The organism is Ruegeria sp. CDSA034, from assembly GCF_059612275.1.
The window spans coordinates 14,275-25,161 of sequence record NZ_JBXWQH010000009.1 but is presented as its reverse complement, the minus strand read 5'-3'; the positions used below and the strand labels follow the sequence as shown (position 1 = coordinate 25,161).

Genomic DNA, 10,887 nt, shown 5'->3' with positions numbered 1-10,887 from the left:
TATTTTGTGCGCGGATGTGCAGATTTAATACTCAGTCCGCTCAATCCTTGTTTATCAAATCCGTATACGGACGCGTCGTGCGACCACGATACTTGACGGTCAGGTCCAGCGGCGCATCGTTTTCATCATAGACCCCGACCACGATCCCCCTGCCCCGGCTTTTGCTCCGCATCTCAATCAACTGCTGTTCCGACCGTGTCGTGCGCTGCGACTGGCGGCGTGTCCAAACGAACAGGTGGTCGTACATTGTGGCAACAATATCGGCGTGATCGGCACTGTTCCCCAGATCAAACAGGATAGACCGATGACCGCCTTCGCAGTGGATCAGCTTCCACTTTTTGTTGGCTGCCATGAACATGACTGCGTCCCGGACAGAGGCATTTAACATGTCTGCAATTGGTGATGCCGAGTAATCGTACTCACAAATCACCGCGTGGCGGGGTGTTTCGTTCAGCTGCCCATGCAGGATCGGAAGCAAGGAGTGCCCCTCAAGAATATGCCCTGCGATCTCACCGCCCGCCACATCCACAAATGTCGGAGCAAGGTCGATGGATTCAACCAGTGCATCGCTTACAGTGCCACGCGTTCCGTCTGCTTCGGGTGACGGGTCATAGATAATCAGTGGCACCTTGGTTGATGCGTCCTGAAAGAACGTTTTCTCGCCCATCCAGTGATCGCCCAGAAAATCGCCGTGATCGGAGGTCAGCACGATCATCGTGTCCTCCATCCGGCCAGTTTTCTCCATCCAGTCAAACAGTCGCCCCATCTGGTCATCGGCCTGTTTGATCAGCCCCATATAGGCCGGGATCACCGCATCACGTACATCCTGCCGCGAGAATGTCTGCCCGACTTTAGTATCCATGAATGCCTTGAGCACCGGATGCGCATTCTGACGTTCCGTGTCGGAGCGCACGACCGGCAGAACATGTTCCGGCCCGTATATCGAGGCATAAGGTTCCGGCACGATGTATGGCCAATGCGGCTTGATAAAGCTCAGATGACAGCACCACGGGCCATCATGGGTGTCCATGAATTCGATGCCACGTCCGGTCAGATAAGGGGTTTCGCTGTCCTTTTCCGCTATGTTGGCCGCCTCGGTTGAGTTCTTTAAAAACCAGCCGAACAGGACATTGCCGTCCTCATCCAGCCCCGAATTGGCAAAGTCGTGCCAGGGGTTGTCACTCTCATACCCTTTAGCAGCCAGATGCTTATTGTATTCCTGTGCGCCATCCGGATCATAAAATCCGTCAGGTCCTTCAGGCAGCATACCGTCATCGCGTTCATATACATCAAACCCGCATTCCGCGACACGCGCGCCGATCAGACTGTCAGACTCCAACCCCAGCCGCTCCATTCCTTCCGCATCTGCGCGCATATGGGTCTTGCCGACCAACCAGCAGTCCATGCTTGCGTTGCGCAGGTGATCCCCCATCGTGATTTCACCAACTTTCAGCGGAATGCCATTCCATGAGGCGCCGTGTGAATGCACGTAGCGGCCGGTATAAGTCGACATGCGCGAACTGCCGCAAATCGGGGACTGGATGTAGGCCCGATCAAAGCGGACTCCGTCAGCAGCCAGTCGGTCAATGTTTGGGGCGTGCAAATGCGGATGCCCGTAACAGCTAAGATAATCCCAGCGCAGCTGATCGAACATGATAAACAGGATGTTTTTGCCTTTGGCCAAACCCGCGCTCTCCCGCAAGATGCCTCAGGGGTCTATTTAGCCATTACCATCACTATAGCGAAGCGCAATCTGCGTTCAGGCCTGACGCTCCATCTGCTCAAGCATCTTTTTGGCACGTTTGCATTGCAACTGATCACGCAAGGGCGAATTGGGATCGACATCCTTTTTGCAGACCACACATTTGTCCGCGCCCGAGATTGCGTTCAGACCACCACAGCTGCCTTTGATCGTCTTGCCCATCAGCATGACGCCCAGCGACATGCCAACCACGATGATCAAAAGCAGAAAAAACGCTATGAAAAAGGTGCTCATCCCGGTTCCTACCTGTCAGTTGGTGCCCAGTGCGTCTTTGAACGCAGTGCTGTGAACCGTAATATAGGCATCGTCGCCGCCTGTCACATCCCGCGAGATAAAATACACGGCAAGTTTATGTTCTTCTGCCAGCTCCAGGCCCTTATCCTGACCCAGCGCTAACATCGCTGTCGCCCAGGCATCAGCCATCATCGCATTTTCGGCCAGAACCGTGACCGAGGTCGTGCGATGCGTGATCGGACGACCTGTTGTTGGATCGATGATATGCGAATACCGCACGCCGTCCTGTTCAAAGAAATTCTTGTAGTCGCCAGAGGTCGCCATACCGAGGTTGTCCAGCTCAACTACCAACTGCAGGTTTTGGGCCCCTGCTTCGGGCTTTTCGATCCCGATCCGCCAAGCCTCACCCTTGTCGTTCTGGCCCATGGTGACCAAATCACCGCCGATCTCGACCATATAGTTTTCGATCCCAGCGTCGCGCAGAGTCGCAGCCACCGCGTCGATGCCATATCCTTTGGCGATTGCTGACAGGTTGATGCCCACACCAGCATCTGATTTGGCCAAAGTTCCGTTGTCGCTGTCCAACATCAGCAAGCGTTCCTGACCAACGCTTTCCAACGCCGTCTGTATCTCGGCATCTGATGGCACCGGATCTTCTGGCTTGCGCGGACCAAAGCCCCACAGTTCGATCAGCGGGCCAAGCGTTACGTCGAACGTGCCGCCCGATTTTTCGTGCACGTCATTTGCTGCACCTAAAACCAGCGCAAATTCTTCGGAAACCTCAGTGGGTTCAGTGCTGGGCGACGCCGAAAATGTCGAAACCTCTGAGTTGGGGTCCCAGTTGGACATCTTGGCGTTCACGTCTGCCAGTGTCTCTTCCACGGCAGAGCCCAATGCAGTCTCATCCACATCCGTGCCGATAGCGGTGATGTTGAATGTGGTACCCATGGTCTCACCGGACAGGCGCACAACCTCGGGTTCTTTGTCAAAGAGACATCCGGAAACAAGTGTTGCAACAGCCAGAACAGGCAAAAGGCGCATCGAGAGACCTCCAGAGGAAAACCGTGCCCGGCATATGCCAGCGGCCCCATGCAGAGTCAAACCGACTTCACAGCTTTAGCGGCAGGAAGCCTAACATAAGTAGCCCAATGCCGGCCGGCACACCGAACAACCAGGCTTTCTTTTGCCAGCCAACCGGCTGCTGTTTCCAGGCCATTCTAAAGTTATGCCCGCATACGACAACGGCAAAGAAAATCAGCACTGCGACGGGCGGGGTAAGGTACAAGTCAGACAACAGGCCGGATATCCTTGTTTAGCGGCAGTTTTCCCCGGTTTGGGCATTTGCACCCTATACAGATCGCATTGCTGCGGTAAGGTGTAAGGGAAGCCATCTCAAAAATAAGAGGAGATTGCCAATGGCCCCAACCTCATATCAGCCCCCAACCCGCGGCGACAAGACCGATACAAGCACGCATAGCCAATCGGTTGAATCCAATCTGTCGCATTCGCAGACGACGGTGGCAAAATTGCTTGCGGGTAAAGGGGATGCTGTATTTGCGGTGCGCCCAAACGACACAATCCATTCGGTCGTGAATACCCTCAGTGAAAAGCGGATTGGTGCCGTGGTCGTGACCGACCAGAACGGTACCCTTCAGGGTATTCTGTCCGAACGCGACATCGTCCGGCGCATGGCTGACACGCCCGGCCAGACCTTGCCACAATCAGTCGAGGATCTGATGACGCGCGAGGTCAAGACATGTTCACCAGACGATTTGTTGAATGATGTCCTGAAAACCATGACCGAAGGACGTTTTCGCCACATGCCCGTTGTTGGCGACGGCAAACTGCGCGGCGTCGTCACAATCGGTGACGTTGTTCATTTCCGGCTGAAAGAGCTCGAGTATGAAGCGTTACGCATGAAACAAATGATCGTAGGCTGATCCTTCCGGCAGAAATCCCTTGACCTTGGCTGACTGACAGTATCCTTGATGCCAAAATTTGTTCGGTTATAGGTCGAGGGTAAATGAAGCACGTTCTGGTAACGGGTACAGCGGGATTCATTGGGTTCCATCTTGCAAAACTGTTGCTTTCGGAAGGATTCCGGGTGCACGGCTATGACGGGATGACCGATTACTACGATGTCGCGTTGAAAAACCGCCGGCATCAGATGCTGTTGCAAAACCCTGGGTTTTCCGTCACCGAGGACTTGCTGGAAAATCACGAAAAACTCAAACAGGTTGGAGATGACTTTAAGCCTGACGTGATTGTGCACCTGGCTGGTCAGGCAGGCGTGCGTTACAGCCTGGAGGATCCGCGCAGCTATATCGACTCGAATATTGTGGGCACATTCAACGTGATGGAGGTTGCCCGCGAACATAAGGTTGAACACCTGTTGATGGCGTCCACCTCGTCGGTCTATGGCGCGAATGAGTTGATGCCCTTCACCGAGGTCGAAAAGGCCGACACGCCTCTGACCATCTATTCAGCTACCAAAAAGGCCAACGAGGCCATGGGCCATTCCTACGCGCATCTTTGGAACCTGCCCACAACTATGTTTCGGTTTTTTACCGTTTATGGCACTTGGGGGCGGCCGGACCTGGCGCTTTACAAGTTTGTGGATGCAATTCTGGATGACCGTCCGATCGATATCTACAATCATGGCGACATGTATCGCGATTTTACCAATGTGGATGATCTTGTCCGCGGAATCCGGCTGTTGATTGACAGCCCGCCCGTGCGCCCCGACAGCGCAGATGACATCGAAGAAGGCGACAGCCTTTCGCCCGTAGCGCCCTGGCGCGTGGTCAATATCGGAAATGGCGACAAAGTGCGCCTGTTGGATTTCGTCGAGGCGATCGAAGAAGCTGTCGGCAAGAAAGCAATCAGAAACTATATGCCCATACAGATGGGCGATGTCCCGGCCACTTGGGCCGATACCGATCTGTTGCAGCGATTAACCGGGTATCGCCCACAGACCGATTTCAAGGTCGGGATTGCCCAGTTCGTGGAATGGTTCCGCGAATATCACGAAAAATGAACTGAGTGCCGCATGCTCGAAACAGACCCCAATTCCCGCAAAATTGCCGTCATTGGCCTGGGTTATGTCGGCCTGCCACTGGCAGTGGCGTTTGCCGGGGTGGGCCCGGTCATTGGGTTTGATATCAATGCCAAACGCATTGACGCGTTGCGCGCGGGGCAGGATAGCACTCAGGAAGTTGCCCCCAATGATCTGGGCGCTGCGACAGGTTTGACCTTTACTTCGGGACCTTCCGATCTGGCGGGATGTGATACCTTTATCGTTACGGTTCCAACGCCAATCACGGCGGGCAAACAACCGGATTTGTCGCCCTTGCTGAGTGCGTCCGAGACGGTCGGGCACATTCTGAAAAAAGGTGACCTGGTGATCTACGAGTCCACGGTCTATCCCGGCGCGACCGAGGAAGACTGTGTGCCAGTGCTCGAACGGGTCTCCGGTCTTAAATTCAACAGGGATTTCTTTGTCGGATACAGCCCGGAACGGATCAATCCCGGTGATAAGGCCCATCGCATCTCGGACATTTGCAAGGTCACCTCGGGCTCGACACCCGAAGTTGCCGATTTGGTAGATGCGCTTTATGGCCGGATTATCGCGGCAGGTACACACAAAGCGGAAAGCATCCGCGTAGCCGAAGCCGCGAAAGTTATCGAAAATACTCAACGCGACCTGAACATCGCGCTGGTCAATGAATTGGCGATGATTTTTGGACGCCTGGGCATTGATACCGATGCCGTTTTGCGCGCAGCTGGAACCAAGTGGAATTTTTTGCCCTTCCGTCCTGGCCTGGTCGGCGGACACTGCATCGGCGTCGACCCTTATTACCTGACACATAAGGCAGAGGCGGTCGGCCATCATCCACAGATCATTCTGGCCGGGCGACGCCTGAACGACAGCATGGGCAGCTATGTGGTGTCGCAACTGGTGAAGCGGATGACTCGCGTCGGGATTGACGTCGGATCGGCGCGCGTGCTGGTAATGGGGCTGACATTCAAGGAAAACTGCCCGGATCTGCGCAACACCAAGGTCGTCGACATCATAGACGAACTGAAGGATTACGGTATTGAGGTAGATGTGCATGACCCGCACGCCGATGCCTCCGAAGCACAGGTCGAGTATGGCATTTCCCTGGTCGACACCCCTAAGGAACACGCCTATGACGGCGTCGTTTTGGCCGTCGCACATCGAGAGTTTTTGGATGTAGAGCCCGCGCAAATCAGAGCGTTCGGAAAAGACACAAGCGTGGTCTTCGACGTCAAGTCGGTCCTGCCGATAGAGGCCAGCGACCTTCGCCTTTGAGCACAAAAGAAAACCGGCGCGTATGAGCGCCGGTTCTTTATTTCTTACCCGCCGAAATCGTCAAGCATGATGTCTTCGCGGTCCACGCCCAAATCCAGCAGCATGTTGATGACCGACTGATTCATGATTGGTGGGCCACACATGTAGAACTCACAGTCCTCAGGTGCGGGGTGGTTCTTGAGATACTCTTCGAAAAGAACGTTGTGGATGAAGCCGGTGTAGCCTTTCCAATCGTCCTCTGGCTGCGCATCCGACAGGGCAACATGCCATTCGAAATTGTCGAATTCCTCGGCCAGAGTGTCGAAATCCTCGACAAAGAACATCTCTTTCTTAGACCGTGCGCCGTACCAGAAGCTGATTTTGCGGTCGCGATTTTCCAGACGCTTGAGCTGGTCGAAGATGTGGCTGCGCATGGGCGCCATACCGGCGCCACCGCCGATAAAGACCATCTCTTTCTGGGTGTCGCGGGCAAAGAATTCGCCAAACGGGCCCGAGATGGTGACCTTGTCACCCGGTTTCAGGTTGAAGATGTAAGACGACATCTGACCGGCTGGTATACCTTCGGAACCGGGAGGTGGCGAGGCAACGCGGACGTTCAGCATGATCATGCCTTTTTCGTCCGGGTAGTTGGCCATTGAATACGCGCGCTCGATCGGTTCGTTCACAACCGATTCATACTGCCACAGATTGAAGCGGTCCCAATCTTCGCGGTATTCCTCTTCCACGTCGAAATCAGTGTATTTCAACGCATGCGCAGGGGCTTCGATCTGGATGTATCCGCCAGCGCGGAAATTCACGTCCTCGCCCTCGGGCAAATCCAGGGTCAGCGCCTTGATGAAGGTCGCCACGTTTTCGTTCGAGCGAACCGTGCATTCCCATTTCTTAACGCCAAAGACCTCTTCGGGAACTTCGATGTTCATGTCCTGCTTGACCGCAACCTGACAGGACAGGCGGTCGCCGCAAGACGCTTCGCGCTTGGTGATATGGCTTTCTTCAGTCGGCAGGATCGAACCGCCACCTGAATGAACACGCACGCGGCACTGCGCACAGGTGCCACCACCGCCGCAGGCAGAAGGCACAAACAGCTTTTCGGCCGCCAGTGTCTGCAGCAATTTGCCACCTGCGGGAACGGAAATGGTTTTTTCGCCGTTGATTGTGATGTTCACATCGCCAGTCGATACCAGTTTCGAACGGGCGGCCATGATGAGGGCCACCAAAGCGACAACGATCAGGGTGAAAAGGACGACGCCTAGGCTAAAAGTTTCCATTCGTCCCTCCTTACAGCTTCACGCCCGAGAAAGACATGAAGGCCATCGCCATCAGTCCCGCGGTGATGAAAGTGATGCCAAGGCCCTGCAAGCCATCCGGAATATCCGAGTACTTCAGCTTTTCACGAACGCCCGCCATAGCGGTGATCGCCAGTGCCCAGCCAAAGCCCGAAGACACACCATAAGTGGCTGCTTCGGCAAAGTTATAGTCACGCTCGACCATAAACAGCGATCCCCCCAGAATGGCGCAGTTCACTGTGATAAGCGGCAGGAAGATCCCCAGCGCGTTGTAGAGCGGCGGGAAGTACTTATCCAGAACCATCTCAAGGATCTGCACCATCGCCGCGATCACGCCAATGTAGGAGATCAGACCAAGGAAGGTCAGGTCCACATCAGGGAAACCCGCCCAAGCCAACGCACCGGGCTTCAGCAGATAACTGAGCAGCAGGTTGTTCGTGGGAACGGTGATCGCCTGAACGACCATGACCGAGATGCCCAGACCCAGCGCGGTCGAGATCTTCTTGGATACGGCGATGAATGTACACATCCCGAGGAAGAAGCTGAGCGCGAGGTTTTCAACAAAGATGGCCTTCACGGCCAGTGAAATCAGACCTTCCATCAGTGGGCCTCTACCTGCTGAATTTTGTATTCACGCTCTTCGACCTGGTTCGGCTTCCATGTGCGGAAGGCCCAGATGATCAAGCCGATGATAAAGAACGCGGACGGCGGCAGCAGCAGCATGCCGTTGGGCACGTACCAGCCACCATTGTTCACGGTTTCCAGAATGGTAACGCCAAACAGCGATCCGTTGCCGAACAGTTCGCGAATGAAGCCAACAAGCAGCAGGATCAGACCGTAGCCCATTCCGTTGCCCAAGCCGTCAATGAAGGACGCGACGGGCGGGTTCTTCATCGCAAATGCTTCGGCGCGGCCCATCACGATACAGTTGGTGATGATCAGGCCGACAAAAACCGACAAGGTTTTGGAAATCTCAAAGGCGTAAGCCTTGAGAACCTGATCCACCAGGATCACCAGCGAGGCGATGATCACCATCTGTACGATGATCCGGATCGAACCCGGGATCTGGTTGCGCAGGCATGAGATGAAGAAGGACGAGAACGAGGTCACGAAGGTAACCGCCAGCGCCATCACGAAGGACACCTGCAGCGAAGAGGTCACCGCCAGCGCCGAACAGATACCCAGCACCTGCAGTGTGATCGGGTTGTTGTCGACAAGCGGGTCGACCAGCATCTCTCTCTTGGTCTGGGACATCAGAACTCTCCTGCTTGCAGTTTGGCCAGGAACGGAGCGAAGCCCGCATCACCCATCCAGAATTTCACCAGGTTATCAACACCAACCGAGGTCAGCGTGGCACCGGCCAGCGCATCTACATAAAAGTCGGGGCCAGCGGCAGGTTGCGACTTGGATACTGTGATCTGCAGATCACCTGCATCGTCCCGCAGCTTCTTGCCGTTCCACAACGCTTTCCAACGCGGATTGTCCACCTCGGCGCCAAGACCGGGGGTTTCGCCGTGCTGATAGAATTGAAGGCCGTAGATATCGTTGCCGTTGTTTTCCAGCGCGATAAAGCCATAGAGCGTCGACCACAGACCATAGCCGTGCAGCGGCAGGATCACCTTGTCCAACTCGCCGGATTCGTCGCGCAGCAGGTAGACAACACGGTACAACGCCTTGCGACCAATACCAGCCGGGTCATCGTCCAGCGCGACGCTCAGCTCTGGATCGCTTGCGGCGGCCAGATCGTCGAATGTTGCGGGATCGAACTGGTCGTCGACGAACTCACCCGTCGAAAGCTCAACAACGTGCGGCTCGAATGCGGCGAATGCCTCGGACACGTCGGTGCCGGGTTCGTAAACACCAGCTACCTGCAGAACGTTGATCTGCTTGTCCTTCAGCGCGTTGGCTTCCTGGACCGGGCGCAGGCTTACGGCTGCGGCTGACACAACCATCGAGGCCACCAGACAAACGGCGACGGCGATAAAGATCGTTTTACCGACCGAGTCCGGCGAGGCCGCCAGAAACTTGGCAATCGCGCCCTTGGGTTCTGGGGATTGCGTATCAGACATGGCGACGCGCCCTCCGTTTGATGTTTGCCTGAACGACGAAGTAGTCGATCAGCGGTGCAAAGACGTTACCGAACAGGATTGCCAGCATCATGCCTTCGGGGAAAGCGGGGTTCACCACACGGATCAACACAACCATGATACCGATCAGAGCACCGTAGATATACCGGCCCATGTTGGTATGGCTGGCTGAAACGGGCTCAGTCACCATGAAAGCCAGACCGAAAGCGTAACCGCCGACGACGACGTGCCAGTACCATGGCATCGCGAACATCGGGTTGGTATTCGACCCAATGAGGTTAAACAGCAGCGTCAGACCTATGGTCCCAGCCAGACAGCCGACAATCAGTCGGAAATTGGCGATGCGGGTCGTTAGCAGGAATGCCAGACCGATCATACAAGCCAGCGTTGATGTTTCACCAAAGCTGCCCTGCATCTGACCAAGAAACGCATTCCACCATGTCAGCCCCTCGGTGGCCAACGCCTGATATCCTTCTGAGGCGGATACCGACAGAGCTGTCGCGCCTGAAAAGCCATCAACCGGGGTCCAAACCGTGTCACCTGACATGTTCGCCGGATAGGCAAAGTACAGGAACGCACGACCGACGAGTGCTGGGTTCAGGAAGTTCTTGCCAGTGCCACCAAAAACTTCTTTACCAATCACCACCCCGAAGATGATGCCCAACGCAACCTGCCAAAGTGGCGTAGATGCGGGCAAGATTAGCGTGTAAAGCATGGAAGTTACAAGGAAACCCTCGTTCACTTCATGGCCGCGAACAGTCGCAAAGATGACCTCGAAGATACCGCCTGCAACCAGAGTGACGATGTAAATCGGCAGGAAATACATCATCCCGTGCATCACATTGGCAAAGATGCTGGCGGGGTTCAGCGAGATACCGAACATCTGCAGGATGGCGATCCGCCAGCCAGTGGCTGAATCGGGTCCAAGCGCGGCAATGGCCGAGTTTGCCTGAAAGCCGGTATTGTACATTCCCCACAGGATACAGGGGATCGTGGCGATCACGACATATGTCATGATCCGCTTCATATCCACGTAGGACCGCGCATGGGGTGCAACGGAGGTTACGGTTTTCGGAGTGTAGACGAAGCTTTCGACCATCTCGTAGATGGGGAAATACTTCTCGTACTTGCCGCCCTTAGTAAAGTTCGGCTCGATCCGGTCAAAGAAGTTGCGCAAACCCATTC

11 protein-coding genes are annotated in these 10,887 nt (G+C 55.2%); 3 read left to right on the top strand and 8 right to left on the bottom strand.

Going from position 1 to position 10,887, the window contains the following annotated elements; translation table 11 throughout:
• Positions 1 to 40 precede the first annotated feature (40 nt).
• The 3 genes from AC2FLJ_RS14950 to AC2FLJ_RS14940 form a co-directional block, all read right to left on the bottom strand.
• On the bottom strand, positions 41 to 1,684 hold the full coding sequence (locus AC2FLJ_RS14950) for a sulfatase-like hydrolase/transferase (RefSeq protein WP_496706522.1): 1,644 nt from the start codon (positions 1,682 to 1,684) through the stop codon (positions 41 to 43).
• A 75-nt stretch (positions 1,685 to 1,759) separates the two neighbouring features.
• Entirely contained in the window at positions 1,760 to 1,996 is a 237-nt protein-coding gene (gene nqrM / locus AC2FLJ_RS14945) for a (Na+)-NQR maturation NqrM (RefSeq protein WP_496697825.1), read from the bottom strand.
• A gap of 15 nt (positions 1,997 to 2,011) precedes the next feature.
• On the bottom strand, positions 2,012 to 3,037 hold the full coding sequence (locus AC2FLJ_RS14940) for an FAD:protein FMN transferase (protein WP_496706520.1): 1,026 nt from the start codon (positions 3,035 to 3,037) through the stop codon (positions 2,012 to 2,014).
• A 374-nt stretch (positions 3,038 to 3,411) separates the two neighbouring features.
• Here AC2FLJ_RS14940 and AC2FLJ_RS14935 point away from each other — a divergent pair, with 374 nt between their 5' ends.
• The 3 genes from AC2FLJ_RS14935 to tviB all read left to right on the top strand — a co-directional run bounded on the left by AC2FLJ_RS14935 (position 3,412) and on the right by tviB (position 6,329).
• Entirely contained in the window at positions 3,412 to 3,936 is a 525-nt protein-coding gene (locus tag AC2FLJ_RS14935) for a CBS domain-containing protein (RefSeq protein WP_058277144.1), read from the top strand.
• Between the two features lie 83 nt (positions 3,937 to 4,019).
• A complete protein-coding gene (locus tag AC2FLJ_RS14930) occupies positions 4,020 to 5,033 on the top strand; it encodes an NAD-dependent epimerase/dehydratase family protein (protein WP_496706518.1) in 1,014 nt (337 codons plus the stop codon).
• Positions 5,034 to 5,045: 12 nt separating this feature from the next.
• Positions 5,046 to 6,329, top strand: a complete 1,284-nt coding sequence (gene tviB, locus AC2FLJ_RS14925; protein ID WP_496706516.1) for a Vi polysaccharide biosynthesis UDP-N-acetylglucosamine C-6 dehydrogenase TviB — start codon at positions 5,046 to 5,048, stop codon at positions 6,327 to 6,329.
• Between the two features lie 44 nt (positions 6,330 to 6,373).
• Here the strand turns inward: tviB and nqrF are convergent, their stop codons facing one another.
• From nqrF to AC2FLJ_RS14900, 5 genes are read right to left on the bottom strand one after another with little or no spacing between them, the layout of a single operon-like run.
• Positions 6,374 to 7,597 (bottom strand): NADH:ubiquinone reductase (Na(+)-transporting) subunit F, encoded by a 1,224-nt coding sequence (nqrF, locus tag AC2FLJ_RS14920; RefSeq protein WP_058277141.1) that lies wholly within the window; start codon positions 7,595 to 7,597, stop codon positions 6,374 to 6,376.
• A gap of 10 nt (positions 7,598 to 7,607) precedes the next feature.
• On the bottom strand, positions 7,608 to 8,216 hold the full coding sequence (nqrE, locus tag AC2FLJ_RS14915; protein WP_058272100.1) for an NADH:ubiquinone reductase (Na(+)-transporting) subunit E: 609 nt from the start codon (positions 8,214 to 8,216) through the stop codon (positions 7,608 to 7,610).
• Positions 8,216 to 8,869, bottom strand: coding sequence for an NADH:ubiquinone reductase (Na(+)-transporting) subunit D (locus AC2FLJ_RS14910; RefSeq protein ID WP_058272101.1), 654 nt, complete (start codon positions 8,867 to 8,869; stop codon positions 8,216 to 8,218). The genes nqrE and AC2FLJ_RS14910 overlap by 1 nt, the downstream gene beginning before the upstream one ends.
• Positions 8,869 to 9,684: a Na(+)-translocating NADH-quinone reductase subunit C gene (locus AC2FLJ_RS14905; RefSeq protein WP_058272102.1), complete on the bottom strand. Its 816-nt coding sequence runs from the start codon at positions 9,682 to 9,684 to the stop codon at positions 8,869 to 8,871. Before AC2FLJ_RS14905 ends, AC2FLJ_RS14910 begins: the two co-directional genes overlap by 1 nt.
• Positions 9,677 to 10,885 carry an NADH:ubiquinone reductase (Na(+)-transporting) subunit B gene (locus tag AC2FLJ_RS14900; protein ID WP_496706513.1) on the bottom strand — a complete coding sequence of 403 codons (1,209 nt, stop codon included), beginning with the start codon at positions 10,883 to 10,885 and terminating at the stop codon, positions 9,677 to 9,679. Before AC2FLJ_RS14900 ends, AC2FLJ_RS14905 begins: the two co-directional genes overlap by 8 nt.
• Between the last annotated feature and the right edge of the window lie 2 nt (positions 10,886 to 10,887).